Annotated in this window: 27 protein-coding genes; 8 read left to right on the forward strand and 19 right to left on the reverse strand. The window is 72.0% G+C overall.

Annotated elements, in window-relative coordinates; all coding sequences use genetic code 11:
• Positions 1 to 74: 74 nt before the first annotated feature.
• Positions 75 to 698, reverse strand: coding sequence for an alpha-ketoglutarate-dependent dioxygenase AlkB (locus IFT73_RS07690; protein ID WP_192167127.1), 624 nt, complete (start codon positions 696 to 698; stop codon positions 75 to 77).
• A 60-nt stretch (positions 699 to 758) separates the two neighbouring features.
• Between IFT73_RS07690 and IFT73_RS07695 the strand changes: the two genes are divergently transcribed.
• The gene (locus tag IFT73_RS07695; RefSeq protein ID WP_056611977.1) at positions 759 to 1,052 is read left to right on the forward strand and encodes a hypothetical protein; all 294 of its coding nucleotides are present in this window, start codon (positions 759 to 761) and stop codon (positions 1,050 to 1,052) included.
• 26 nt (positions 1,053 to 1,078) lie between these two features.
• Here IFT73_RS07695 and IFT73_RS07700 read toward each other — a convergent pair whose 3' ends face one another.
• The 5 genes from IFT73_RS07700 to IFT73_RS07720 form a co-directional block, all read right to left on the reverse strand.
• Positions 1,079 to 2,758 carry a BCCT family transporter gene (locus IFT73_RS07700; protein WP_371811197.1) on the reverse strand — a complete coding sequence of 560 codons (1,680 nt, stop codon included), beginning with the start codon at positions 2,756 to 2,758 and terminating at the stop codon, positions 1,079 to 1,081.
• 80 nt (positions 2,759 to 2,838) lie between these two features.
• Positions 2,839 to 3,105 (reverse strand): DUF2516 family protein, encoded by a 267-nt coding sequence (locus tag IFT73_RS07705; protein WP_192167129.1) that lies wholly within the window; start codon positions 3,103 to 3,105, stop codon positions 2,839 to 2,841.
• A gap of 73 nt (positions 3,106 to 3,178) precedes the next feature.
• Complete coding sequence (locus IFT73_RS07710) at positions 3,179 to 3,961, reverse strand: hypothetical protein (RefSeq protein ID WP_192167130.1); 783 nt, start codon at positions 3,959 to 3,961, stop codon at positions 3,179 to 3,181.
• Positions 3,958 to 4,404: a helix-turn-helix domain-containing protein gene (locus tag IFT73_RS07715; protein WP_056611968.1), complete on the reverse strand. Its 447-nt coding sequence runs from the start codon at positions 4,402 to 4,404 to the stop codon at positions 3,958 to 3,960. Before IFT73_RS07715 ends, IFT73_RS07710 begins: the two co-directional genes overlap by 4 nt.
• Positions 4,405 to 4,484: 80 nt before the next feature.
• A complete protein-coding gene (locus IFT73_RS07720; protein ID WP_192167131.1) occupies positions 4,485 to 5,414 on the reverse strand; it encodes an asparaginase in 930 nt (309 codons plus the stop codon).
• Between the two features lie 148 nt (positions 5,415 to 5,562).
• Between IFT73_RS07720 and IFT73_RS07725 the strand changes: the two genes are divergently transcribed.
• The 3 genes from IFT73_RS07725 to IFT73_RS07735 all read left to right on the forward strand — a co-directional run bounded on the left by IFT73_RS07725 (position 5,563) and on the right by IFT73_RS07735 (position 9,553).
• Positions 5,563 to 6,813, forward strand: coding sequence for an endonuclease/exonuclease/phosphatase family protein (locus IFT73_RS07725; RefSeq protein WP_192167132.1), 1,251 nt, complete (start codon positions 5,563 to 5,565; stop codon positions 6,811 to 6,813).
• Positions 6,814 to 7,019: 206 nt separating this feature from the next.
• Positions 7,020 to 8,471: an endonuclease/exonuclease/phosphatase family protein gene (locus tag IFT73_RS19550; RefSeq protein WP_192167133.1), complete on the forward strand. Its 1,452-nt coding sequence runs from the start codon at positions 7,020 to 7,022 to the stop codon at positions 8,469 to 8,471.
• 5 nt (positions 8,472 to 8,476) lie between these two features.
• Entirely contained in the window at positions 8,477 to 9,553 is a 1,077-nt protein-coding gene (locus tag IFT73_RS07735) for a mannose-1-phosphate guanylyltransferase (protein WP_371811198.1), read from the forward strand.
• A gap of 7 nt (positions 9,554 to 9,560) precedes the next feature.
• Here the strand turns inward: IFT73_RS07735 and manA are convergent, their stop codons facing one another.
• The 5 genes from manA to IFT73_RS07760 all read right to left on the reverse strand — a co-directional run bounded on the left by manA (position 9,561) and on the right by IFT73_RS07760 (position 14,837).
• Positions 9,561 to 10,766, reverse strand: coding sequence for a mannose-6-phosphate isomerase, class I (gene manA / locus IFT73_RS07740; protein ID WP_192167134.1), 1,206 nt, complete (start codon positions 10,764 to 10,766; stop codon positions 9,561 to 9,563).
• Between the two features lie 78 nt (positions 10,767 to 10,844).
• Entirely contained in the window at positions 10,845 to 12,668 is a 1,824-nt protein-coding gene (locus tag IFT73_RS07745; RefSeq protein ID WP_192167135.1) for a DEAD/DEAH box helicase, read from the reverse strand.
• A gap of 138 nt (positions 12,669 to 12,806) precedes the next feature.
• A complete protein-coding gene (locus IFT73_RS07750) occupies positions 12,807 to 13,370 on the reverse strand; it encodes a low molecular weight phosphatase family protein (RefSeq protein ID WP_192167136.1) in 564 nt (187 codons plus the stop codon).
• Entirely contained in the window at positions 13,367 to 14,278 is a 912-nt protein-coding gene (locus tag IFT73_RS07755; protein WP_213014508.1) for a folate-binding protein YgfZ, read from the reverse strand. The genes IFT73_RS07750 and IFT73_RS07755 overlap by 4 nt, the downstream gene beginning before the upstream one ends.
• A 64-nt stretch (positions 14,279 to 14,342) precedes the next feature.
• Positions 14,343 to 14,837, reverse strand: a complete 495-nt coding sequence (locus IFT73_RS07760; RefSeq protein ID WP_192167138.1) for an FABP family protein — start codon at positions 14,835 to 14,837, stop codon at positions 14,343 to 14,345.
• 36 nt (positions 14,838 to 14,873) lie between these two features.
• On the opposite strand from IFT73_RS07760, the gene dtd reads away from it, so the two are divergent.
• Complete coding sequence (gene dtd, locus IFT73_RS07765; protein ID WP_192167139.1) at positions 14,874 to 15,296, forward strand: D-aminoacyl-tRNA deacylase; 423 nt, start codon at positions 14,874 to 14,876, stop codon at positions 15,294 to 15,296.
• A gap of 25 nt (positions 15,297 to 15,321) precedes the next feature.
• Here dtd and IFT73_RS07770 read toward each other — a convergent pair whose 3' ends face one another.
• The 8 genes from IFT73_RS07770 to IFT73_RS07805 all read right to left on the reverse strand — a co-directional run bounded on the left by IFT73_RS07770 (position 15,322) and on the right by IFT73_RS07805 (position 21,221).
• The gene (locus tag IFT73_RS07770; protein WP_192167140.1) at positions 15,322 to 17,121 is read right to left on the reverse strand and encodes a DUF4012 domain-containing protein; all 1,800 of its coding nucleotides are present in this window, start codon (positions 17,119 to 17,121) and stop codon (positions 15,322 to 15,324) included.
• A gap of 102 nt (positions 17,122 to 17,223) precedes the next feature.
• Positions 17,224 to 17,559 (reverse strand): LPXTG cell wall anchor domain-containing protein, encoded by a 336-nt coding sequence (locus IFT73_RS07775; protein ID WP_192167141.1) that lies wholly within the window; start codon positions 17,557 to 17,559, stop codon positions 17,224 to 17,226.
• Positions 17,560 to 17,706: 147 nt separating this feature from the next.
• Positions 17,707 to 18,003: a DUF1416 domain-containing protein gene (locus IFT73_RS07780; RefSeq protein WP_056611926.1), complete on the reverse strand. Its 297-nt coding sequence runs from the start codon at positions 18,001 to 18,003 to the stop codon at positions 17,707 to 17,709.
• Entirely contained in the window at positions 18,003 to 18,851 is an 849-nt protein-coding gene (locus IFT73_RS07785) for a sulfurtransferase (RefSeq protein WP_192167142.1), read from the reverse strand. The genes IFT73_RS07780 and IFT73_RS07785 overlap by 1 nt, the downstream gene beginning before the upstream one ends.
• A 65-nt stretch (positions 18,852 to 18,916) precedes the next feature.
• A complete protein-coding gene (locus tag IFT73_RS07790; protein ID WP_192167143.1) occupies positions 18,917 to 19,360 on the reverse strand; it encodes a DUF4395 domain-containing protein in 444 nt (147 codons plus the stop codon).
• 258 nt (positions 19,361 to 19,618) lie between these two features.
• Complete coding sequence (locus IFT73_RS07795; RefSeq protein ID WP_192167144.1) at positions 19,619 to 20,047, reverse strand: thioredoxin domain-containing protein; 429 nt, start codon at positions 20,045 to 20,047, stop codon at positions 19,619 to 19,621.
• Between the two features lie 37 nt (positions 20,048 to 20,084).
• A complete protein-coding gene (locus tag IFT73_RS07800; protein WP_192167145.1) occupies positions 20,085 to 20,894 on the reverse strand; it encodes a hypothetical protein in 810 nt (269 codons plus the stop codon).
• Between the two features lie 24 nt (positions 20,895 to 20,918).
• On the reverse strand, positions 20,919 to 21,221 hold the full coding sequence (locus tag IFT73_RS07805; protein WP_213014507.1) for a MoaD/ThiS family protein: 303 nt from the start codon (positions 21,219 to 21,221) through the stop codon (positions 20,919 to 20,921).
• A gap of 168 nt (positions 21,222 to 21,389) precedes the next feature.
• Between IFT73_RS07805 and IFT73_RS07810 the strand changes: the two genes are divergently transcribed.
• Genes IFT73_RS07810 through mshD form a run of 3 tightly spaced genes read left to right on the forward strand, consistent with a single transcriptional unit; the run spans position 21,390 to position 24,416 of the window.
• The gene (locus IFT73_RS07810) at positions 21,390 to 22,103 is read left to right on the forward strand and encodes a response regulator transcription factor (RefSeq protein WP_192167147.1); all 714 of its coding nucleotides are present in this window, start codon (positions 21,390 to 21,392) and stop codon (positions 22,101 to 22,103) included.
• 43 nt (positions 22,104 to 22,146) lie between these two features.
• Positions 22,147 to 23,571 carry a carboxyl transferase domain-containing protein gene (locus IFT73_RS07815; protein ID WP_192167148.1) on the forward strand — a complete coding sequence of 475 codons (1,425 nt, stop codon included), beginning with the start codon at positions 22,147 to 22,149 and terminating at the stop codon, positions 23,569 to 23,571.
• The gene (gene mshD, locus IFT73_RS07820; protein WP_192167149.1) at positions 23,568 to 24,416 is read left to right on the forward strand and encodes a mycothiol synthase; all 849 of its coding nucleotides are present in this window, start codon (positions 23,568 to 23,570) and stop codon (positions 24,414 to 24,416) included. The genes IFT73_RS07815 and mshD overlap by 4 nt, the downstream gene beginning before the upstream one ends.
• The last annotated feature ends 38 nt before the right edge of the window (positions 24,417 to 24,454 follow it).

Genomic DNA, 24,454 nt, shown 5'->3' on the forward strand with positions numbered 1-24,454 from the left:
GCGCCTCAGCCGCCTCTCGCATCCCGGAAACCGCGCCCGCGCCCAGGACAGGTCGCCAGGTCGCCGCCCAGGGGTCAGAGGACGCCGCGGGGGCGGAACTGGATGCTGATGCGAGGGCCGACGGGGCGGGCGGTCTTGAGGATCGCGTGGTCCCAGGTGCGCTGGCACGAGCCGCCCATCACGACGAGGTCGCCGTGGCCGAGCGCGAAACCGGTCTGAGGTCCCCCGCCCCGCGGACGCAGCGACAGCCGGCGCGCCGCGCCGAGCGACACGATCGCGACCATCGTGTCGGCACTGCGGCCGCGGCCGATGCGGTCGCCGTGCCAGGCGACGCTGTCGCGCCCGTCGCGGTACAGGCACAGCCCCGCCGTCGCGAACCGCTCGCCCAGCTCGGCCTCGTAGTGGTCGCCCAGACGCTCACGTGCCTCGACGAGCAGCGGATCGGGCAGCGCGTCGGCCACCCCGAAGTGGCACAGCAGCCGCGGGACGTCGACGACCCGGTCGTACATCTCGCGCCGCTCGGCGTGCCACGCGACCTCGGACTGCAGCCGCAGGAACAGGTCGTCGGAGCCGCTGACCCACCCGGGCAGGACGTCGACCCATGCCCCGTCGCCGAGCACCGTCCGACGTGGCTCGAGCGGCGCGATGGCGGGCGCCTGCCCCGTGTCGAGGAGCGAACCCTGGTAGTAGTCGGTCACCGGACGATCGTACGCCCGATCGAACACATGTTCTAGCCCTCGGGGCACTAGGCTCGACCCATGGAATCCGCCTGGGACCGACTGCTCGAGCTCGTCGAGCAGCTCGCCACCGACCCCGCGCTGCCGCTCGACGCCGCCGCCGAGGGACGTCTGGCCGGGTACGCCCACGAGGCCGTCGCGGACCGTCACATCGACACCGAGCTGCACGTCCCGGACGTCACCCGGTGGCTCGCGGGCCTCGTCACGGCGCACCGGGCCCTGCGCGACACCCACCCCGAGGTCGACACCGACACCGAGCTCGGCAACCTGCTGCGCATCGTCACCCGCTGGCTGCACCCCGCCCGCCCCCGCTGACGGGGAACGGGCGGGGCGAGGCGGGGTCAGCCCCGGTCGTCCGTCGTGCGCGGCGCGTCCGACCCGGGCGGAGACGGCTCGGCCGCCTCGACGACCAGGACGAACTCGCCGTCGTGCTCCTCGACGCCCGTCAGCACGGCGTCCTCGACCATCTCCTGGCCCAGACGGTCGCGGACGACCATCGGGTCGGTCTGCAGGTCCTTGTAGAGCGAGACGCACAGCGCCGCCATGACGAGCACGAACGGGACGGCCGCGACGATCGTGATCTTCTGCAGGCCGGCCAGCGCGTCGTTGCCGCCGATGATCAGCATGATCGCCGCGACGCCGCCCATCACGGTGCCCCAGAACACGACCGAGCGCTTGGAGGGCTCGGTCGACCCCTTCTCGCTCAGGGTGCCCATGACGATCGAGGCCGCGTCGGCGCCCGACACGAAGAAGATGCCGACGAGCACCATGACGAGCACCGTCGTGACCGAGGCGATCGGCAGCTGGTCGAGCATCTGGAACAGCGCGGAGTCGCTGTCGACGGACCCGGCTGCGTCGACGAGATCGCCCGTCCGGCGCTGGATGTCGATCGCGGTGCCGCCGAAGACGGCGAACCAGACGAGGCTGACCAGCGACGGCACGATCAGGACGCCCGTGACGAACTGGCGGATCGTGCGACCGCGGCTGATGCGCGCGATGAACATGCCGACGAACGGCGTCCAGCTGACCCACCAGGCCCAGTAGAAGATCGTCCAGTCGGCGAGCCACGACTTCATCTCGTCGTCACCGCTGGCGGCGGTGCGCGAGGCCATCTCGGTCATCTGCGAGGCGTAGTCGCCCAGCGCGGTCGGCAGCAGGTTGAGGATCAGCAGCGTCGGGCCCGCGACGAACACGAACGCCGCGAGCGTCAGCGCCAGCACCATGTTGGTGTTGGAGAGCCACTGGATGCCCTTCGCGACGCCCGAGACCGCCGAGAAGATGAAGGCGATCGTCAGGACGACGATGATCGCCACGAGGACGACCTTGCCCGGCTGGTCGACCCAGCCGTTGTACTTCAGGCCGCCGCCGATCTGCAGGGCGCCGAGCCCCAGCGAGGCGGCCGAGCCGAACAGGGTCGCGAAGATCGCGAGGATGTCGATGACGCGTCCGACGGGCCCGTCGGCCTTGGCGCCGATGAGGGGCCGGAACGCCGACGAGATGAGCTGCGAGCGGCCCTTGCGGAACGTGCCGTACGCGATCGCGATGCCGACGACGGCGTAGATCGCCCACGGGTGCAGCGCCCAGTGGAACATCGTGGTCGCCATCGCGGTCTGGAACGCCTCGTCCGACTGGGCCTCGGAGGTTCCGGGCGGCGGTGTGACGAAGTGCGACAGCGGCTCGGCGACGCCGTAGAACATCAGGCCGATGCCCATGCCGGCGCTGAACATCATCGCGATCCACGAGACGGTGTTGAACTCGGGCTTCTCGCCGTCGTCGCCGAGCGGGATGCGGCCGTACTTGCTGGCGGCCAGCCAGATGACGAAGATGACGAAGAACGTCGACGTCAGGACGAAGAACCACCCGGTGTTGGTGATCACCCAGTCCTGGGCGCTGGTCGACGCCGTGCCGAGGCTCGGCGTGCTGACGAGGCCCCAGACGACGAAGGCGATGGCGATGGCGCCGGTCACGTAGAACACCACTGGATCGATGCGCTGGCGCCAGGTGGGAGTCTGCTGACTCACTGAGATCCCCCGATCGTTCGGTCGTGCGGATGATTTGGACAACCTCACGACCGTACGCGACAACGCGCCCCGAAAGCGATTCAGCGGCTGATCGAGCCCCTGACCTGCGCCAGGTACACCAGCGCGGCCACCGTGCCGACGAGGTTCAGGATGCTGAGCGGGTACCAGAAGACGAGGTGCGCGACGACGGAGACCGCGAGGATGATCAGCCACGTCTGCTTGGGCAGCGTGTCGAGCGACTCGAACTGCGACGGACGCCGCGACACGCAGTCGACCAGCGCGAAGCCCTTCGCGACGAACAGCGCGATCGACACCACCATCATCAGCGTGCTCTGGAACTCGAACATGACCGAAGGCTACCGGGACGCCACGAGGCGGGCTCCCCGAAGGGAACCCGCCTCGTGGGTGGTGCGGTCGTGATCAGGCGTTGTCGGACGACGTCGACGTGCTCGGCGTGGCCTTCGCAGCGGTGTCGGACGCGCTCGAGGCGGCCTTCTTGGCGGTCGTCGCGGTCTTGGCCGGGGCCTTCTTCGCAGCCGTGGCCGTCTTGGCCGGAGCCTTCTTGGCCGCCGTCGCGGTCTTGGCCGGAGCCTTCTTGGCGGCGGTGGCCGTCTTGGTGGGGGCCTTCTTCGCGGCGGCCGTCGTCGTGCTGGCAGCGGCGGTGGCCTTCTTGGCCGGGGCCTTCTTCGCGGGAGCCTTCTTGGCGGCCGGGGCCTTCTTCGCGGGAGCCTTCTTGGCCGTGGCGCGCTTGGCCGGCTCGGGGGTCTTCTTGACCGTCGTGTCGACCTTCTCGGCGGCCTTGCGAGCCGTCGTGGGGGCCTTCGACGTGACCTTCGTGACCTGCGCCTTGGCGACCGAGACGTACTCGAACGCGATCTTCTGGGCGTCGGCGACGATGCCCTTGGCCTGCTGCGTGACGTCCTCGACGACGTCCTCGACGCTGTCCTCGGCCTTGTCGAGCAGGTCGTCGGCGGACTTGCGGAGGTCGTCGACCGTCATGCCCTTGGCCTTGGAGACGAGGTCCTCGCTCTTCTTCGACAGATCGGCGTAGGTGCTCGTGGCGGTGCCGAGGGCGACCTGCGCGAAGTCCTGGGCCTGCTTCTGCAGGTCGGCGACGTCGATCTTGCGGATCGTGCCGGGCAGGCCGCGCACGTCGTCGACGATGGCCTTGACCTGGGTCGTGATGGTGTCGGTGATGGTCATGCGTTCTCCTCGCTGGGTGCGGTCTCCTGAGGGGACGCGCCCGGGTGGTTGGCAGCGGTCACGGTCGTGACCAGCTCGCTGTCGGTGGCTTCGTCGATGCCGACGAAGGAGCGGTAGATGTCGAGCAACGCGCTCTTCTGACGCTCGGTGAGCCGCGGGTCGAGGGCGATGGCGTCCTCGACCATGCGGGCGCCGTGCTCGTCGGCATCGAGGATGCCGGCGCGCACGTAGAGCGACTCGGCGGAGATCCTGAGCGCCTTCGCGATCTGCTGCAGGACCTCTGCCGACGGGCGACGCAGTCCGCGCTCGATCTGGCTGAGGTACGGATTCGACACGTCCGTCAGCTCGGAGAGCTGGCGAAGCGACATCTGCGCCTGGCCCCGCTGCTCACGCAGGTACTCGCCGAGTCCTTCGACGGTCCTGTGCATGCTCAGCTTGGCCATGCCTCCATGCTGCTTGCAAAAGTTAGCAAATGCAAGCAGAACTGCTTGCGACATGGGTCACAGGCGCGCATCGCCGCAGGTCAGAAGGCTGTGCGGAGCTCTCCGACCTGCTTGCCGCCCCCCAGGACGACGGGCCGCTCGTGCAGGATCGGGGCCTCCACACCCGCCAGCTCGAGCATGCGCGCCATGACCGCGTACAGCGGGCGTTCGGCGCCGTCCTCGATCTTGACGGCGAACGCCGATCCGTCGTCGAGCGCCACGACGAAGACGCTCTCGGCCCCCGACTTGGCGACGAGCCCCGGGATCGCACGCATCAGCGCCCGCTCGGCCCGCCCCCTACCGCTGACGTACTCGGGGTGCTCGCGCATCGCGCCCGTCAGGCGGGCACCCGCCGACCCGGCCGGCTGCTGCACCACGCGGCCGATCGCCCGGGCGAGCTGCTGCAGCGGCGTCGCGAGCAGCGGGGCGCCGCAACCGTCGACGCCCACGACGGCCGGGGGGCCGTCGGTCAGCTCGGTGAACGTCTCGGTCACGACGCGCTGCAGCGGGTGGTCGGGCTCGAGGTACGTCGTGACGTCCCAGTCGTTGACGACGCACGTCAGGAGCATCGCGGCGTGCTTGCCCGAGCAGTCCATGCAGATCGGCTCGCGGACGCCACCGGCACGCAGGTGGTCGGCGTGCACGTGGGGGTCGAGCGGGTAGGACGGCGGCGTCTGCAGCGCCGACTCGTCCAGCCCCGCCAGCGCGAGGATCTCGCGGACCGCCGCGAGGTGGAACGGCTCGCCGGAGTGGCTCGCCGACGACAGCGCCAGCAGACGCCCGTCGAGCGGCAGCCCCGCCCGCAGCATCCCCATCGCCTGCAGCGGCTTGTTGGCCGACCGCGGGAAGATCACGGCGCCCGGGTCGCCCAGCGACCAGACGACCTCACCCGCGGGATCGACCCGCACGGCCACCCCCCGGTGCCTGCTCTCGACGAGCCCCGAACGGACGACCTCGGCCAGTATCTCCACGGCACGAGCGTACGCGTGGCGGGCCCGTTCTTCTCGTGTGACGGATTCTCGCCTATCCTGTTGCGATGGTTGGTCCTCTCGGGCCGCTTGACGCCGTGGTGCGCACGCACCGCGCAATCAGCTGACACGACTCCCCGAAGGTTCATCCATGCGCAGAACGCTCGCCGCCGCCCTCGTCGGCTTCCTCGTCGTCGCGGGGCTCCAGGCCCAGCCCGCCTCGGCAGCCTCCAAGAAGCCCAGCAAGGTCGGCCTCGTCTCGTTCGTCAAGGCCGACTACGACCGCCGCACCAACAAGACGAGCCTGTCGCTGGACTGGCCCGACGCCCGCCGGGCGCAGAAGTACGAGATCTTCGTGTCGCGGTACTCCTCGATGAAGAAGGCCAAGGTCTACCAGCAGAAGTCGAGCAAGACCACGATCCGCAAGCTGACCCGCGGCAAGGACTACTTCTTCCAGGTCCGCGGCGTCAACGGCAAGAAGCGCGGCTCGAAGTCGACCGTGGTGGGTCGCACCACGATCCTGCGTCCCGGCCCCTCGCAGGGGCTGCTGCCCGTGCGCGTGATGACCTACAACGTCTGCAGCGACGTGTGCGACGTCATCGGCACGACCAGCAACACCTGGGCGGCCTCGCGCCAGCTCGGCGCGCTCGAGCGGGTCGGCTCGTCGGGTGCCGACGTCGTCGCGATGCAGGAGGCCGGCAAGCTCTCGATCGCGCCTCCCGGCTACACCGAGGCGATCAGCTACAGCGCCAAGCGGCTGTTCTACAAGACCGCACGCTTCGACGTCGCCCCCGGCCTCAAGCCGTCCGCGACGTTCCAGCCGACGGGTGGCAAGTGCCGCCTGACGTCCGAGACCGACCGCCCCACCGGCGTCGTGTTCCTGGGTCGTCACTCGGGCGGCTGCCGCTACGCCGTGTGGGCCCAGCTCGTCGAGCGGTCGACCGGACGCACGTTCATGATGGTCGACGTCCACACCGTCACGGGTCAGACCAAGGCCTCGACCGACAACCGTCGCGCCGAGATGAACGAGCTGATCGCGGTGCTCAAGCAGGCCAACCCGCAGCGGCTCCCAGTCGTCTACGCCGGCGACTTCAACTCGCACAAGCAGACCAAGACGAGCGACTCGCCCCGCCCGGTCATGAACGCCCGCAAGCTCTACGACGCGTACGACCTGGCCCGCAACGTCTCGCGTCAGCACATGAACAGCTACAACGCCTTCCGGTCCACGCCCGTCATCAGCTACAAGTGGGGCGACCACATCGACAAGGTCTGGGTCGACCCGTGGCGCGTGCGCGTCGACGGCTGGTACAACTTCGCGCTCCTGGACGCGCGAGGACGCATGGTCCAGCCGATCCCGTCCGACCACAGCCCCGTCGTCGTCGACCTGCGCATCGGCGCCTGAGCGCACTCGGCGGCGCGGGCCTGTTCCGCGCCGCCCCGTAGGATCCACCTGTCCCGCCCGTCCGTCCCTGGAGCACTGCCGTCGCCACCCGTAGGAAGATCGCACCCCCGCGCCGGCGAGCGGAGCCCACGGCCGCACCGGCCGTCTCGCGACGTCTGGCGGGCCGCCGGCGTCGCCGCGACCGGCGTCGCCTGCTGATCGTCGCCGTGAGCCTCGTGCTGGTCGCGCTGCTGGCCGGCGGGCTCGCGACGACCTACGCCGAGCCCGATCCGCTCGGCGCCCCGAGCCGGGTCTCGGCGACGCCGCTCTCGCCGACGAGCGTCGAGCTCGACTGGACCGGTCACGACGACGTCGACCGCTACGTCGTCAAGGTCGGCGACGACCGGTCCCTGACGGCCGCCACCAGCACGACGGTCCCGGCCCGCGGCACGCGCGTGACGCTCGACGACCTGGCGGCCACGACCCCGGGCATCGACCGCTACTACCGTGTCGACGCCGTCCGCGAGGACGAGGTGCGGTCGTCCCGCACGGGTCGCTTCACGCTCCGCCCGGGCGACGTGCAAGGGCTCGACGTCCTTCGGTCGACCGCCAACGGCTTCCAGGCCGACTGGGCCGACGTGCCCAACGCCCGCCAGTACGACGTCGCGGTGGCCCGCGACGAGGGCTTCACGCAGGACGCCCGCGCGGCCCGCACGGTCGGGGTGGCCAGCGAGTTCGTCGGCAAGGGCCTGCGCCCCGACACGAAGTACTGGGTCAAGGTGCGGCCCGTCAACGGCGAGCAGGTCGGCGTGTACTCGGCCCCCGTCGCGTTCCGCACCGCGGTGCGCCAGACCGCGTTCAAGGTCGCCACCTGGAACGTGTGCTCCGAGAAGTGCAAGGGGTACGAGGGGCGGGCCCGCATCATGGCGCAGTTCCTCAACGACAACGAGGTCGACATCTTCGGTCTGCAGGAGTCCGGAGGCATCCGCGTCGGGGCCGTCACCAACACGATCTTCAGCGGTGGCGACCGCGGCTTCGAGCGGGCCGCGGGCGGCGCGAAGGCCCGGTACATCTTCTTCCGCCCCGCGCTGTTCGAGCAGCTCGGCGGCGGCAGCTTCGACATCGGCGACGGTCGTGACACGACGTGGGCGAAGTTCCGCGTCAAGGAGTCGCGCCGCACGTTCTACTACGTCGACGTGCACCTCGACAACGGCAAGGGCAAGGACGCCAACGCCCGTCGCACCCGCGAGATCGACCGCATGCTCGGCACGATGCGCTCGATCAACACGACCGGCACGCCCATGATCTACGCTGGCGACTTCAACTCCGGCCCGCACCGCGACCAGGACACCCCCGGCGACCGCATGCGCGGCGAGGGCCTGACGAACTCCGAGCTGCTGACGGACGACGTCCAGAACGCCGGCATCAACACGGGCCACACGTTCAGCACCGAGGTGCTCGACTCCGGCGCCCACATCGACCACATCTGGGTGACCCCCGACTTCGAGGTCGACTCGTGGAAGCAGCTGGTGCGCATCACCAACGGCCGCTACACGACCCCGGTCGTCTCCGACCACAACGCGATCAGCGCCGTCGTGGCCCTCGACGCCCGCACCAAGTCGCTGGGGCCGAAGACACCGACGACGCCCCTCGGCGAGGCCGACGCGCCGCTAGGCTGAGGCCCGTGGCCACTCCCCTCGACTCCTTCCACGCCGTGATCCCCGCCGGCGGTGCCGGCACCCGGCTGTGGCCGCTGTCGCGGGCGTCCCGCCCCAAGTTCCTGCTCGACCTCGACGGTTCGGGACGATCGCTGATCCAGCAGACGTGGGACCGGCTCAACGACCTCGTCCCCGCCGAGCGCATCCACGTCGTGACGGGCCACGCGCACGCCGCCGCGATCCGCGAGCAGCTGCCCGATCTGACGGGCCTGTTCGTCGAGCCGTCGCCGCGCGACTCGATGCCCGCGATCGGGCTCGCCGCCGCCGTCATCGGCGCCGAGCACCCCGGCGCGATCATCGGCTCCTTCGCCGCCGACCACGTCATCGACGACCAGGTCTCGTTCGCCGAGGCGATCGGCCAGGCCGTCGCGGTCGCCCGCACGGGGCTGGTCACGACGATCGGCATCACCCCCACCGGCCCGTCGACGGCCTTCGGGTACGTCGAGTCGGGCGACCGGCTCGACGTCGAGGGGGCCGGCTCGGCGCGCGCCGTCCGGTCGTTCGTCGAGAAGCCCGACGCCGAGACCGCCGCACGCTACGTCGCCGGCGGCGCCCACAGCTGGAACGGCGGCATGTTCGTGACCCGCACCGACGTGCTGATGGGCCACCTCGAGCGCCTGCAGCCCGGCCTGCACGCGGGTCTGCGGACGATCGCCGAGGCGTGGCCGACGTCGTCGCGCGACGACGTCCTCGACCGCACCTGGCCCGGGCTGACCAAGATCGCGATCGACCACGCGATCGCCGAGCCCGTCGCCCTCGAGGGCGGCATGGCCGTCGTGCCGGGCGAGTTCACGTGGGACGACGTGGGCGACTTCGCCGCGCTGCTCGACATCGGCGCGGCGTCGTCCCCGGAGACCGTGTGGGTCGACGGCAGCGGTCTGGCCCTCTCGGAGGACGGCACGACGATCGCCGTCGTCGGTCTCGACGACGTCATCGTCGTCCGCACCCACGACGCCCTGCTGGTCGTGGCCCGCGACCGCGCCCAGCAGGTCAAGGACGTCGTCGCCGAGCTCAGGCGCCGGGGCCGCGACGACCTGGTCTGAGGCGCGCTCAGCGGGGCGTGAAGGGCGCCACGAGGTCGACGAGACGGCCGACCGGCAGATCGGGGTCGGGCGTGTAGGCCTGCGCGACCTCGCCCGTGCCCAGCACCCGGATGTCACCGTCGTCCGGGCCTGCGTACACCGAGTCGCCGCGCGCCAGCTTGAGGTGCTGGTCGGTCGAGCTGACGAGCTCGACCTCACCGCCGGTGCACACCACGATCCGGTGCGGCGCCGGCGGCAGCAGGGTGCCGTCCGGCTCGGCCTTCGAGCACTGGCTGACCGCGAGCGCGAACTCGTCGACGCCGGGGCGGAACACGTCGGTCGAGAAGCCGAACGGCTCGGGGGTCACCCGGGCGAGCCGCGACATGCCCTCCTCGAGGCACTGCACCAGGCCCACGGGGTCGAGCGGCTTGGTCGTCAGGCCGGCGCGCAGCACGTTGTCGGACGCGGCCATGATCTCGAGGCACATGCCGCGCAGGTGGGCGTGGATGATGCCGGCGCCGAGGAACGCGGCCTCGCCGGGCTGCAGCGTCAACCGGTTGAGCGTCAGCGAGATCACCACGCCGATGTCGTCGGGGAAGAACTCGGCGACCTCGACGGCCGTGGCGTACGCACGCTTGACGTCGATGCCGGCGTCGGCGAGCTCGCGGCACGCCTCGACGACCGCGGCGACCTCGCCGTCGCCCACGCCGACCGTCAGCAGGCGCTCGACGAGCTGGACGATGCCGCGGAAGCCCGGCGCCTCGTGGAGCTCGGCCGCCAGCCCCCGCGCCAGCGGCGTGTCGATGCCGTGCAGGACGCGCAGGATCTCGGCGGTCGGACGGAAGCCGACCAGGGTGTCGAACGTCGTCAGGGCATAGGCCATCTCGGGCTTGTGCGAGGCGTCCTTGTAGGTGCGCTCCGGCGCGTCGAGCGGGACGCCCTCGGCCTCCTCGGCCGCGAAGCCCGCCCGTGCCAGGGCCATGTTGGGGTGCACCTGCAGCGACAGCGGTCGGTCGGCCGCGAGGATCTTCAGCATGAACGGCAGCGGACCCGACACGTCCGACAGCGCGACGGGCGCGTCACCGTCGCGCGTGACCGTCGACTGCCCCAGCGGGTGCGTGCCCATCCAGACCTCCGCCAGCGGCCCGCCGTCGGGCTGCTGGCCGAGGAACCGCGGGATGTCGGACGCCGAGCCCCAGTCATAGGCGCGGGACGCGTTGTCGAGCAGGAACATCGGGCACCTCGCGCAGCAGCGTGGACAGGTCGGGAGTCGGGACGAGTCTAGGGCGACGGCGCGGGCGGCCGCAGCCGTCTACTTGTGACGCGGCTTGCGGGCCGGACGGTCGTCCGACCGCGGTGCACCCTTGTCGGCGGCCTTGGACGGGTACGGCCGGTTCTCGTGGCTCTTCTTGTACGGCTTGCGGTCCTCGCGCGTGCGACGGATCGGCGGCCCCGAGTCGCGCTGCAGGTCGATCAGCTTGCCCGAGATGCGCGTGTTGGCGAGGGCCTCGAACACCGCGTCGGGCAGATCGGCCGGCAGCTCGACCAGGGTGTGGTCCTGGCCGATCGTGATCTTGCCGAAGTCGGAGCGCTTCAGGCTGCCCTCGTTGGCCAGCGCGCCGACGATCGCCGACGGTCCGACCTTGTGCCGCTTGCCGACCGCGACGCGGTAGACCGCCGCGCCCTCGGCCGGGAGACGGTCGCTGCGGCCGAAACCGGCCGGCTTGCGCCCGTCGGGGCCCGCGTCGCTGCGGACCGGACGCTCGCGGGCGGCCGCCTTCGGCGGATCGGGACGCAGGAAGAACTCCTTGTCGGACTGGCTCATGACGGCCAGCGCCGCCGCGACGTCGGTCATCGAGACCTCGTTCTCGCTGGCGTACTCCTCGACGAGGGAGCGGAAGGCGTGGAACGTGGGCGATCCCATGCTGGACGTGATGGCCTGCGCGAACCGTCCGGCGCGACGCTCGTTGACCTCCTCGGCCGACGGCACCGACATCTCCTCGACGGGCCGACCCGAGACCTTCTCGATCGCCGACAGCATGCGCCGCTCGCGCGGCGTGACGAACAGGATCGCCTCGCCCGTGCGGCCGGCGCGCCCCGTGCGGCCGATGCGGTGCACGTACGCCTCGGTGTCGTGCGGGATGTCGTAGTTGACGACGTGCGTGATGCGCTCGACGTCGAGTCCGCGGGCCGCGACGTCGGTCGCGACGATGATGTCGATCTGGCCGCCCTTGAGCTGCGAGACGGTGCGCTCGCGCTGCGCCTGCACGAGGTCGCCGTTCAGGGCGGCGGCGGTGTAGCCGCGGGTGCGCAGCTTGTCGGCGAGCTCCTCGGTGGCCGACTTGGTGCGGACGAACACGATCATGCCGTCGCCGGTCTCGACCTCGAGCAGACGCGTCAGGGCGTCGACCTTGTGGTGGTGCGAGACCTGGATCCAGCGCTGGCGGACCGTGGCGGTCGACGTCGTGGCCTTGGGCGTCGCGATGTCGACGGGGTCGTGCAGGTACTTCTTGGCCAGGCTGCGGATCATCTTGGGCATCGTGGCCGAGAAGAGGGCGACCTGCTTGTACTCGGGCGTGTCGGCCAGGATGCGCTCGACGTCCTCGGCGAAGCCCATGTTGAGCATCTCGTCGGCCTCGTCGAGCACCAGGAACTCGAGCGCCGTCAGGTCGAGGCTGCCGCGCTCGAGGTGGTCGATGACACGACCCGGGGTGCCGACGACGATGTGCGCGCCGCGCTGCAGGCCCTGCAGCTGGAAGCCGTAGCCCTGTCCGCCGTACACCGGCAGGACGCGGACGCCGGGGATGTTGACGGCGTACGCCGTGACGGCCTCGCACACCTGCAGCGCGAGCTCGCGGGTCGGGGCGAGCACGATGGCCTGCGTCTTGGCGTTCTTCGGGTCGATCTTCTGCAGGATCGGCAGGGCGAAGGCCGCGGTCTTGCCGGTGCCGGTCTGGGCGAGGCCGACGACGTCCTTGCCCTCGAGCAGGGTCGGGATGGCGCGGGCCTGGATCGGCGTCGGCGTCTCGTAGCCGAGCGCCGAGAGGCGGTCGACCAGGACGTCGACGAGGCCCAGGTCGGCGAAGGTCGGGGTCGAGTCGGCCGTCGTGGCGTCGGTCGGGATTTCGGTGGTCATGGATGCTCCTATGGGGACGACGCGGACCGGATCGGCCGGGACCGGTGCAACCTCACAGTCGACAGGCAGTACACGCGCAGGGTCAACGGTATCGGTCCGGACCTCGATCGGAGAAACTCGCGGGACGTGCTCCGGGACTCACCGCCCGACGGGAGGCGCCGTCTCCGGCACCAGGGCGTTGAGCCGGTCGGCGATCGTCGTCACGGCGACGTCGATCTGGTCGGCCGTCGCACGGTGCACGTCGGGGCCGCGGCGGTAGGGATCGCGCACGTCGGCCGCGGCCGGGGCGAGGCTGCGCCGCTGGGCCGCCGCGGCCACGAGGGCCGCGGGGTCGCCGCCGTCGACGAGCCCCGTCAGGGCCGCGAACTCGAGCAGCGTGAAGCTGCGGCGCAGGGCCTGCGGGTTCATCGCGAGCACCTCGGAGCGGTGCTCGCGGGTCGCCGTGAGGATCAGGTCGGCGGACTCGACGAGGTAGGAGTCGAGGGGGTGGGAGCGGAACGTCTCGGCCCCGTGGCCCAGGCGGTGCAGCTCCATCGCGGCCATCGAGTCCATCGGCTTGCGGTCCCAGCCGCGCACACCGGCGCTGGCGACCTCGAAGCGGTCGTCGTCGAGCCGCGCGCGCAGGAGGATCTCGATCAGCGGCGAGCGGCAGATGTTGGCGGTGCACACCGCCAGGACGGCGAACCGCGGGCCGCCCGTCACGACAGGACGGGGCGGACGTGCAGGCCCGCCTCGGGGTCGACCAGGACCTGCTGCGTCGCGGCGACGCCGTCGGCCAGCAGCGTCGCGTCGAGGGGGACGTTGCGCTTGACCATCGCGAGCGCGACGGGCCCCAGCTCGTGGTGGCGCGCCGCCGAGCCGACGAAGCCCACGACCTTGCCGTCGAGGACGACGTCGGAGCCGTGCGGCGGCAGGTGGTCGACGGACCCGTCGAGGTGGAGCAGCACGAGGCGTCGGGGCGGACGTCCGAGCGTGTGCACGCGGGCGACGGTCTCCTGGCCGCGGTAGCAGCCCTTGTCGAGGTGCACCGCGACGCCGAGCAGCCCGGCCTCGTTCGGGATCGTGCGGTCGTCGGTGTCGACGCCGACGCGCACGTGGCCGGCCTCGATGCGCAGGGCCTCCCACGCCCACAGGCCGACCGGGTCGCCGAGCTCGGCGGGCAGGTCGGTCAGGGTCGCACGCGGCACGACGCGGTGCTGCAGGCCCGGCAGGCCGATGACGGCGAAGTCGTCGGTCACGTCGGCCACGCTCACGCGCATGAAGAACTTCATCCGCTCGAGGAACGCCACGAGCGGCGCCCCGGCGCCCGGCTCGAGGTGGGCCCAGAACGTCTCGCCGTCGTCGACGCCCGAGAAGCCGTGCTCGATGCGGCCCTGCGGCGACAGCAGCAGCACCTCGGTGGGCGTGCCGGGAGCGAGGCCCTCGAGGGCCTGGGTCGTCAGCGAGTGCAGCCACGTCAGGCGGTCGGGGCCGCTGATCGTGACGACGTCGCGGTGCGACAGGTCGACGAACGTCGCCCCCTCGAGCAGGCGGCGCTGCTCGGCCGAGATCGAGCCGTAGTGGGCCGCGACGTCGCCGTCGGGGGCGTCGCCGCCGACCGCGCCCGGCAGGGCGAGCAGCGGGCTCGGACGGCGGGCCGCCGTGGTGTCCGCGCCGGCGCCGGCGGTGACGTCGTCAGACACGCTGCAACCGTCCCCACAGGTGCGACTGCATCTCCTGGCCCTCGGCGGCCATGTCGTGGGCGTACATCAGGTCGCCCTCGACGAGGCCGTACATGCGCTGGCCGGCCGTGTACTCCTTGGCCGTCGACGTGCGGGCGACCAGGTCGGTGGCCAGCGTGACGCGTGGCCCGTCGACCTCGCCGTACCAGACCTCGGCGTAGCCGGTGGGGTGCGCCAGGACGAGCTCGAGCTGCCCCTCGCCCGCCGGACGCAGGAACCCGGTCTCGAGCGCTCCGGGGCGCACGCGCTCGCCGGCCTCGTCGGTGATCCACGTGCGGCTGAAGTAGTGCAGGAACGGCCGGGTGTCGTGCGCGAAGACGACGTCCTGCTCGTACGAGAACGCGTCGATCGTCGGGTAGTCGCCCTGGCCGTTGCCGTGCCAGGTGCCGAGGAGCCACACGACCGGCATCAGGTCGGGGTGGAGGTCGGACGGGATCTCGAACGGCATGAACCCGATTCTACGGGTCGCGGCTAGCCTCGACGCATGCGCGCAGTCGTCCAGAGGGTCACGGGAGCACGGGTCGACGTCGAGGGCCGGACCGTCGGCGAGATCGGCACGGGTCTGGTGGTGCTGCTCGGCGTGACGCACGACGACACGACCGAGACGGCGTCGCGGCTCGCGGCGAAGATCCACGGCCTGCGCATCCTGCGTGACGAACGCTCGGTCTCCGACACCGGCGACGGCATCCTCGTCGTCAGCCAGTTCACGCTGTACGGCGACGCCCGCAAGGGTCGCCGGCCCACCTGGACGGCCGCCGCCCCGGGGCCCGTCGCCGAACCGCTCTACGAGGGGTTCTGCGAGGCGCTGCGCAGGTTGGGCGCCCACGTCGAGCAGGGCGTGTTCGGGGCCGACATGGCCGTGTCGCTGACCAACGACGGCCCCACGACGCTGTTGCTCGACATGTGACGCGAGCGCGCCCGGCCGACGACGATCAGCCGCACGCCGACGGGATCGAGACGTCGTTGCGGATCGTCCGAACCCCGGGCGTCGTCGCGAGCACGGGGTCGCCGACCTGGCCCGGCCCCGTCAGCATCGTGGCCACGATGCGGCGGCGCTGACCCGGTTCGAGCGTGAACGGCACGGACGTCTCGGCGCGGCCGCCCAACGAGGCCGTCGTGACGAGCTGCGGCTCGTCGTCGAGCCTGATGTCGGTGAACCGCCCACCGGCCGGGGCGTAGAGCCACGCCAGCAGCCGCATCTGGCTCAGCGGCACGTCCGTGTCGATGCTCGAGACGCCCCGCGGCAGGCCCGTGGGGGCGTCGGACGAGACGTCGGCGGTCACGGTGACGAGCTGCCGTCCTCCGTCGAGGCACCGCCGCGCGGTGCCGAGCACCGTGAAGTCGAAGTAGTACTCCATCTTGCTCGCGGTGGTGTCGCCGAAGTACACCCCGACGTGCGGTGTCGTGCCGTCGTCGGTCGGGAAGCCGCCCGCGATGCCGGTGCCGGCGATCGCGGCCTGCTCGTCGGCGTGCCGCGACCACAGCATCAGCCGGTTCTCGGTCGCGGCCCTGACCAGGCCGCCGATGACGGGGCGCGACGGGACGGACCCCGATCTGACGACGTCGAAGATCGAGCGGGCCGCCTCCTCGTAGAAGTCGTCCTGGGCGTCGGGGTCGGAGACCGTGAGGTAGACGCGGTTGAGCAGGAGCTCGACGACGGTCGTCTGGTCGAGCGTCACACCGCTGTCGAGCGTCACGGGCCCCGTGCCGCCCAGGATGTGGCTCATCGCGACGGGGTCGACCGACAGCACGCCGTCGACGTCCACGTCGAGCCCCTGGTCGGCCATCGCGCGCGCGATCTCGGCCGACCGCGCGAAGTCGGGGGTGACGTTGACGTCGCGCAGGTCGGTCACGAGCTGGCGCGTGAAGACCGACGTCTCGTCGCGCGTCATCGGCACGACCGGCCGCTCGAACGGGCGGAGGTCGAGGTTGGAGCCCTGCTCCCCCATCGTCAGTCGGCCGTTCCTGGCCGTGATGATCGCGTACGAGCCGGCGATGCCGCCCGTGGCACGCACCTCGGCGTTGTTCTGCACCAGCAGCAGGTAGCGCCGGGTGCCCTCGCCGCCCAGCATCGTCGGCATCAGGCGGGCCGCGACGTCGCTCGACGCGGCCGCGGCCTGCGCCGAGTCGATCTGCTGCTTGATCGTGCCGACGGGCCGGCGCAGCGGTGACAGCAGACCGGTCGGGTCGACGTCGACGAGCTCGTCGCGCGCCGCGGACAGGGCGGTGCGGGCCGTCGAGACGGCAGGCGCGATCGCGGCGACGTTCGCGAGGTCGATGCGCCCGTCACTCGGGCTGAAGGCGTTGAGGTCGACCTTCGTCGACACCTCGACGACGGGCGGCAGCGCGTCGCGGGCGACGGTGTCGAGGGCCGCCGACACCGAACGGATCGCGTCGATGTTGCGCCCCACGACCGGCACGTGCGAGCCGATCGACCACAGCGGGCCGTCGGTCAGCGACGCGGCCGACGACGTCGACGCGCGCAGGGCGTCGAGCGTGCGGGCGGAGCCGACGTCGCCGGCGATCACCTGCTCCCGCAGCTGCGTCGCCTGCTGGGCGGCGCGCCGCAGGTCGGACGTCGCGCGCACGGCCTGGTAGGCGAACACCAGCACGGCCAGCGTCACGAGCGACGCGATCCCGATCGCGGCGAGACGCCGGCCGCTCTGCCGGCGGTACCACCGGACGAGCCGGCGGCGACGGCGTCGGGCCCACCGGGCGATGCGGTCGCGCATCTGGATCACCGCTGCCTTTCGGGCCGTCGGGCACGCGCCGTGGCGCGACCCGTCACCCGCCGTGGCGGGTCGTCGTGGACGGCCACCGGGGGCCGGACCGGGTCAGTGGGCGCTGGAGCGGCGCGAGGAGTAGACGATCGTCCCGCCGACGGCGAGCAGGGCTCCGGCCGCCAGCAGGATGTAGACGCTCGCGCCACCCGTGCCCGGCAGGACGCCGTTGTCGTCGGCCCGGTCGGCGTCCGGCGCGGTGCCCGCGTCGTCGGGTGCCGCGTCTCCCGAGCCCGGGTCGTTCGAGCCGCTGCCGCCGTCGGGGGCGACGGACGCCGTGGGCGTCGGCGTCGCGACGGGGTACGGGTCGGCGGCGTGCGCGAGCGAGCCCGTCGCCATCAGGAGCACGCCGGCGAGCAGGGTCACGGCGGCGAGGCGGATGTTCGTCACGGCAGTACTCCGGCTTCGGGGTCACGAGGTGGCGGCGGGGTGCGCCATCGCCCGGTACAACGACCTGCCGCGCCGCGGGTTATGCCCCGACGCCGAAGGCCCGCCCGGTGACCGGGCGGCCCTTCGACGCTGTGGTGCCGGGACGGGTCAGACCGCGACCGCGACCTCCGCGACGACGCCCTTGGCGGCCGTCACGGCGTTGTCGACCGACACCGCCTTCGGGGCCAGGGTGCGCAGCGTCCACTCACCGGGGCCGGCGAAGAAGCGGAACTGACCGGTGGCCGAGGTCGGCACCTCGGCCGTGAACTCGCCCGTGCGGTCGAGCAGGCGCACGTACGCGTTGCCGACGGGCTGGCCGTCGCGCGTCACGACACCCTGGATGACCGCCTGGTTCTCGACGTCGACGCCCTCGAGCGAGGGTCCGCCCTTGACCGCGCCGCACATCAGGCGGCACCCGGCTCGTCGCCCAGGGCGACCGGCACGCCGCGCAGCGAGCCGTACTCGCTCCACGAGCCGTCGTAGTTCTTGACGTTGTCGTGGCCCAGGATCTCCTTGAGCACGAACCACGTGTGCGAGCTGCGCTCGCCGATGCGGCAGTACGCGATGGTGTCCTTGCCCTCGTCGAGGCCCGCGTCGGCGTAGAGCGTCTTCAGCTCGTCGTCACTGCGGAAGGTGCCGTCGTCGTTGGCGGCCTTGCTCCACGGCACGTTGCCGGCCGTCGGGATGTGACCGCCGATCTGGGCGGCCTCCTGCGGCAGGTGCGCGGGGGCCAGCAGGCGTCCGGCGAACTCGTCGGGGCTGCGGACGTCGATCAGGTTCTTGGTGCCGATCGCGTCGATGACCTCGTCGCGGTACGCGCGGATCGACGTGTCGGCGTCCTTGGCGGTGTAGGTCGTCGCAGGACGGTCGGCGACGTCGGTGCTCAGCTCACGGGCGTCAAGCTCCCACTTCTTGCGGCCGCCGTCGAGCAGGCGCAGGTTCTCGTGGCCGTAGTACTTGAGGTACCAGTACGCGTAGGCCGCGAACCAGTTGTTGTTGCCGCCGTAGAAGACGAGCGTGTCGTCGTTGCCGACGCCCTTGGCCGAGAGCAGCTCCTCGAGCTTCTCCTTGCTGACGAAGTCGTGGCGGACGCCGTCCTGGAGGTCCTTCTTCCAGTCGATCTTGATGGCGCCCGGGATGTGACCGGTGTCGTAGGCGCTGGCGTCCTCGTCGACCTCGACCAGGACGATCGACGGATCGTCCAGGTGCTCCTCGACCCAGTCTGCGGTGACGAGCGCGGATTCGCGGCTCATGGGATACCTCCGTTGTGCCCGGTGGGCGTTGGTTGTGACGGTGTGTGGATGGTGCGGGTGGTGGTTCAGGCGGTGCCGGCCGGCGCGAGCCGGCGCAGCACGAGGTACATCTCGCAGCCGAGGCACAGGCCCACGACGGCGTTGAGCAGGGCCGCCACGAGCGCGAGCGTCGTCGCGACGAGGGCGACGGTCGTGGCGCCGGCCAGCAGCGCCACCAGGGCGACCGTCGTGAAGACCAGGCCGACGAGCTGCGCGAAGCGCGGCGGTCGGGCGTCCTCGAGCTCGGCCGGCGGACCGAGCCGCGGGCGGACGATCGTGGTGAACACGATGGCCCACGGCGAGGCCGACAGGCCCACGAGCACGGCGATCGCGAACACCACGACCTGCACGCCCAGCAGGACGGTGCGCACCGGCTCGGACGGCACGGCCAGCACCAGCGCGAGGACGACCGCGGTGATCGCGGCGTTGACGCGCAGACCGCGCGGGTCGACCTGGGTGGGCTGCGGCATCGATGCTCCTGGCTGGGACGGACGGCACGGCGGACCTACCCGGGAGGGCAGGGGCGTGCGGGGCTGACGGGCGTACGGGTCAGCGCGTGCGACACAGCGACGAGCGCGTGCGGCAGTTGTCCACTGCACGGCGTCGCGTCAGGTGTGTCGTCCGGAACATGTCTCCAGAGTAGGGACCCCGCGACCACCACACACCCGCTGGTCTCACGATGTGGATGCTCGTCCCACATCGTGGCGCGCACACGGGGATCGCAGGCGTTATTTCCCGTCCGGAACGGCCCGATCGAGGGCGGCGAGCACCTGGTCGCGGCGCGGCAGGCCCGATGCGCGGGTCGTCACGACCCCGTCGGCGTCGAGCACCAGCACGGTCGGGGTGCGCATGACGTCGAGGTCGCGCACGAGCTGCAGGTGCGACTCGGCATCGATCTCGACCGTCTCGACGCCAGGCGCCGTCGCGGCGATGTCGGTCAGCAGGACCCGCGTGGCGCGGCACGGGCTGCAGAACGCGCTCGAGAACTGCACGAGCGTGGCCCGCTCGCCGAGCGGCGCGCCGATCTGCCCCGCAGTCAGGCGCTCGCGGGCATCCTCGACCGGCTGCGACGAGAACCGTCCGTTCTTCCAGCGCATCAGCAGCGCGACACCCGCGGTCGCCACGAGGGCGATGCCGAGCAGGACGAGACCGATCACGGGCCCAGCCTACGGCTGTGCGGCGAGGCCGGCCGGATCAGCGCAGCAGCGGCGCCGTGACGAGCTGGCCGCCGAGGTACACGACGGGTGCCGCGAACGCGACCGACATCGCCCCCGGGAAGCCCCACCGGACGGCCGGGTGGACGCTGCGCGCGGCCATCGTCCGTCCGACGACCTGGCCCAGCACCGCGACCACACCGGCTCCGGCGCCCACGACGACGCCGAAGAACCACGTCATGCTCGAGTCGGCGGTCGCCGCCACGGCCGCACCCGCACCCGCACCGGCGAGCGTCGCCGGGCCCAGGCAGATCCAGCGGTCGACGGGGATCGTCCAGACCAGCAGCGCGCCCCCGAGCCCCGCGGCCCCCACCGCGACGACGTCCGCCCCGCCCAAGGACTGCGCGGCCCCGAGCCATCCGGCGGCGAAAGCCGCCACGACCGCCAGCGTCACGGCGTACCCCGTCGACGACACGAGGTTCGCCCGGCCGTCCTTGCGCAGCATCTGCGCGACCAGCGCGACGAAGACCGCGGCCATGACGGCCGGCAGGACGCCGGCGAACACCCCGGTGTCGGTCGCCCCCACGACCTCGGCGGACGTGCCGTCGGCACCGTCGAGCAACCGGGGCTCCAGCGTCAGCACGGTCGCGACGACGCCCGCGACGACCGCGGGCACGAGGCGCGGCGAGCCGATCGGCTCGCCCGACGACGTCAGCAGCGGGGGCGACACCGCGACCAGCAGCTGCACGAGGACGACCGCGGCCGCGACCAGAACCTCGTCGGCGTGGGCCGCGAGCGTGATGACGCCCGCGAGGGCGAGGGCGAGCACCGTGGATCCGAGTCGTGACACCCCCGCATGATGCCAGTCCTCGGCTCAGCCGCCCGCGAACGGTGGCAGGAACTCGACGTTCGTGCCGGGATGGAGCCGCACCTGCGACGGCTCCTTGGCGCCGACGGGCGTCTCGCCGACGAGGATCGAGCAGAAGTCGATGACGTCGTCGAACCGGTCGCGGTGACCGTGACGGCGGTGGATCTCGGCCAGCAGCTCGGCGAGCGTCGAGGCCGTCACCCGCTCCTCGGCGATGCCGGCGGCCGCGCGCGCCGCCGCCCAGTAGTGGACCGTGACGTCGTCGCCCCGCGCCGTCACCCCGTCGTCGGGTGCCGCGCCGGGCAGCACTGTGACGTCGTTCTCATTCGCGTCACCTCGTGGCCATGGATCCGTCACATGTCGTATTCTGGTGCATGCAACGAGGCCACGGTGACTCACCATGGCCTCTTCCCATATGACATGGGTACGCACTGCACACTGTGCCCCGCACGAATCGCAGCACCGGAGGTAGCGACGATGTCCCACCTGCTCCTGCTCACCAAGAGCACCCAGTCCTCGGTCGAGGTGCTGCCCGCGCTCGCCCTGCTGCCGCACCACGTCAAGATCCTCCCCGCCGAGGCCAGCGCCCTGCTGGACGCCCCTCCGTGCGACGCGGTGCTCGTCGACGGACGCCACGACCTCGCGCAGGTGCGCAGCCTGACGCGCGTCATCCGCACGACGGGCGTCGAGTGCGCGCTCATCCTGATCCTGACCGAGGGCGGCCTCGCGGTCGCCGCGTCCGACTGGGGCATGGACGACGTCATCCTCACGACCGCCGGCCCCGCCGAGCTCGAGGCCCGCCTGCGCCTCGGCATCGGCCGCGCCGCCGCGACCCTCGACGGCGGCGACGACAGCCACGTCATCTCCTCCAGCGGCCTGGTCGTCGACGACGCGACCTACACCGCCAAGCTCGAGAACCGCACGCTCGACCTGACGTTCAAGGAGTTCGAGCTGCTCAAGTTCCTGGCGCAGCACCCGGGCCGGGTGTTCACGCGCCAGCAGCTGCTGCAGGAGGTCTGGGGATACGACTACTTCGGCGGCACCCGCACGGTCGACGTCCACGTGCGCCGCCTGCGGGCCAAGCTCGGCACCGACAACGAGACGCTGATCGGCACGGTGCGCAACGTCGGCTACCGCTTCGTCGCGACCAAGACCGAACCGTCACGTCAGACCGCGGACGTCGAGGTCTGACGGCGTCCGCCGCCGGCCCGCCGACGACCCACCTCCCGCGCCCATGGCTCGCCTGACCGCGCACGCCCTGCTCGACCTGGTCCTCGACGCGGGATCGTTCGAGTCGTGGGACGAGCCGATCGACCGCTCGGGGCTCGACCCCGCCTACCGCCGCGAGCTCGATGCCGCGGCCGAGCGGGCCGGCACCGACGAGTCGGTGCTGACCGGCCGGGGGCTGATGCGCGGACGCCCCGTCGCGGTCGTCGTCAACGAGTTCGCCTTCCTCGCCGGGTCGATCGGGCAGGCCGCCGCCTCCCGCATCGTCGCCGCCGTCCGTCGCGCCACGGCCGAGGGGCTCCCGGTGCTCGCGACCACGGCGTCCGGTGGCACGCGCATGCAGGAGGGCACGCCCGCCTTCGTGCGGATGGTCGACATCGCGCGGGCGATCATGGACCACCGGGCGGCCGGGCTGCCCTACCTGATCTACCTGCGCCACCCCACGACCGGAGGCGTGTTCGCCTCGTGGGGATCGCTGGCGCACATCACGATCGCCGAGCCCGGCGCCCTGATCGGCTTCCTCGGGCCCAAGGTCTACGAGCTGCTCGAGGGGCGCCCCTTCCCGTCCGGCGTCCAGACGGCCGAGAACCTCGCCGACCGCGGCATCATCGACGCCGTCGTGCTGCCCGACGAGCTGCCGTCGATGGTCGACCGTGCGCTCGGGCTGCTGGTCGACCCGCCCACGGCACGCACGCGCCAGCGCCGGACGTCCGAGGTGCACCGTGAGCGGTCGGCCTGGGAGTCGATCCGGATCACGCGCGGTCCGCACCGCGCCGGGGTCCGCGAGGTGCTCCGCTACGGCAGCGACGCGACGGTGCGGCTGCAGGGCACCGAGAAGGGCGAGCGCCACAGCGCCATGATCGTGGCCCTCGCGAGGCTCGATGGCCAGCCGTGCGTCGTGATCGGCCAGGACCGCACGACCCAGACCCGCTCGACCCCGATGGGACCGGCCGCACTGCGCGAGGCGCGCCGCGGCATGCGGCTGGCCAACGAGCTGCGCCTGCCGCTCGTGTCGTTCATCGACACGCCGGGCGCCGAGCTGTCGCCCGAGGCCGAGGAGGGTGCCGTCGCCGGCGAGATCGCCCGGTGCATCGGGTGGATGTCGACCATGAGGGTGCCGACCGTCTCGGTGCTGCTGGGGCAGGGCTGCGGCGGCGGGGCGCTCGCACTGCTGCCCGCCGACGTCGTGATCGCCGCCGAGAACGCGTGGCTCGCACCGCTGCCGCCCGAGGGGGCCAGTGCGATCGTGTTCGGCGACCTCGACCATGCTGAGCAGATGTCACAGTCACAGCGCGTCGGCGCCCTCGACCTGCAGGCCATCGGCACGGTGCACCACGTCGTCCCCGAGCCGTCCGGCGACACCGTCGAGGGCCTCGCCCTCGCCGTCGCCGCCGAGGTCGGGGCACAGCTCGAGCAGCTGGGGTCGCGATGAGCCTCGTCGACCTCGCCGACCGCGCAGCCACCGCCGACGGCGTCGCGCCGCTCAACGAGGCGAGCCTGTTCGCGCTGCGCGACCGCGTGCGGGCCCGCGTGCTGGTGCAGCAGGCCGACGCCGACGGCCGCACCGTCGCCGGGGCCTACGCCGCCGGTGACGCACCGGTCGAGATCGTCGTCGACCCCGACCGGCGCCGCCAGGGCATCGGCCGCCGCATCCTCGACGAGCTGCTCGCCGACGGCGAGGACGCCTTCTGGGCGCACGGCGACCTGCCGGCCGCCCGGGCTCTCGCGTCGTCCGCGGGGCTCGTCGCCGGCCGCACCCTGTTGGCGCTGCGCCTGACGTTCGACGGCGCCCCGACGCCCGAGCGCGTGCCCGACGGCGTCACGCTGCGCACGTTCGAGGCCGACGACGTCGACGCGATCGTCGCCGTCAACGCCCGCGCGTTCGCCCACCACCCCGAGCAGGGCGCGATGGACCGCGCCGACATGGAGCGCCGCATGGCGTCCGACTGGTTCGACGCCGAGGGCTTCTTCGTCGCCGAGCGCGACGGTCGCGTCGTCGGGTTCCACTGGACCAAGGTCGAGGACTCGATCGGCGAGGTCTACGTCGTGGGCATCGACCCGGACGCGCAGGGAGGTGGCCTCGGCACGGCCCTGACCGCCCGCGGGCTGCGCCACCTGCACGAGCGGGGGCTCGAGGTCGTCGACCTCTACGTCGAGGGCGACAACGCGGCGGCGCTCACGGTCTACCGCAACCTCGGCTTCGCCGACCACGCCCGCGACACCCTCTACGTCCGGCCGCCGGCAGCCCCCGACCCGCACACCCACACCCACCCCTGACGCCGAGGAGGGGGTTGCCGCCCCGCGAGGAGGTGGTT

Origin of the sequence: Aeromicrobium sp. CFBP 8757, from assembly GCF_014841755.1 — a bacterium.
Classification (GTDB): Bacteria; Actinomycetota; Actinomycetes; order Propionibacteriales; family Nocardioidaceae; genus Aeromicrobium.

Excerpts from the sequence above, each read along its gene's own strand:
- IFT73_RS07715 (WP_056611968.1), bottom strand. The coding sequence starts at position 4,404 with ATGGCCAAGCTGAGCATGCACAGGACCGTCGAAGGACTCGGCGAGTAC.
- IFT73_RS07815 (WP_192167148.1), top strand. The coding sequence starts at position 22,147 with ATGGCTCGCCTGACCGCGCACGCCCTGCTCGACCTGGTCCTCGACGCG.
- mshD (WP_192167149.1), top strand. The coding sequence starts at position 23,568 with ATGAGCCTCGTCGACCTCGCCGACCGCGCAGCCACCGCCGACGGCGTC.
- IFT73_RS07695 (WP_056611977.1), top strand. The coding sequence starts at position 759 with ATGGAATCCGCCTGGGACCGACTGCTCGAGCTCGTCGAGCAGCTCGCC.
- manA (WP_192167134.1), bottom strand. The coding sequence starts at position 10,766 with ATGTTCCTGCTCGACAACGCGTCCCGCGCCTATGACTGGGGCTCGGCG.
- IFT73_RS07790 (WP_192167143.1), bottom strand. The coding sequence starts at position 19,360 with ATGCCGCAGCCCACCCAGGTCGACCCGCGCGGTCTGCGCGTCAACGCC.
- IFT73_RS07770 (WP_192167140.1), bottom strand. The coding sequence starts at position 17,121 with ATGCGCGACCGCATCGCCCGGTGGGCCCGACGCCGTCGCCGCCGGCTC.
- IFT73_RS07760 (WP_192167138.1), bottom strand. The coding sequence starts at position 14,837 with ATGCCGTTCGAGATCCCGTCCGACCTCCACCCCGACCTGATGCCGGTC.
- IFT73_RS07745 (WP_192167135.1), bottom strand. The coding sequence starts at position 12,668 with ATGACCACCGAAATCCCGACCGACGCCACGACGGCCGACTCGACCCCG.
- dtd (WP_192167139.1), top strand. The coding sequence starts at position 14,874 with ATGCGCGCAGTCGTCCAGAGGGTCACGGGAGCACGGGTCGACGTCGAG.
- IFT73_RS07710 (WP_192167130.1), bottom strand. The coding sequence starts at position 3,961 with ATGACCATCACCGACACCATCACGACCCAGGTCAAGGCCATCGTCGAC.
- IFT73_RS07785 (WP_192167142.1), bottom strand. The coding sequence starts at position 18,851 with ATGAGCCGCGAATCCGCGCTCGTCACCGCAGACTGGGTCGAGGAGCAC.
- IFT73_RS07810 (WP_192167147.1), top strand. The coding sequence starts at position 21,390 with ATGTCCCACCTGCTCCTGCTCACCAAGAGCACCCAGTCCTCGGTCGAG.
- IFT73_RS07725 (WP_192167132.1), top strand. The coding sequence starts at position 5,563 with ATGCGCAGAACGCTCGCCGCCGCCCTCGTCGGCTTCCTCGTCGTCGCG.
- IFT73_RS07705 (WP_192167129.1), bottom strand. The coding sequence starts at position 3,105 with ATGTTCGAGTTCCAGAGCACGCTGATGATGGTGGTGTCGATCGCGCTG.
- IFT73_RS07780 (WP_056611926.1), bottom strand. The coding sequence starts at position 18,003 with ATGTGCGGCGCGGTCAAGGGCGGACCCTCGCTCGAGGGCGTCGACGTC.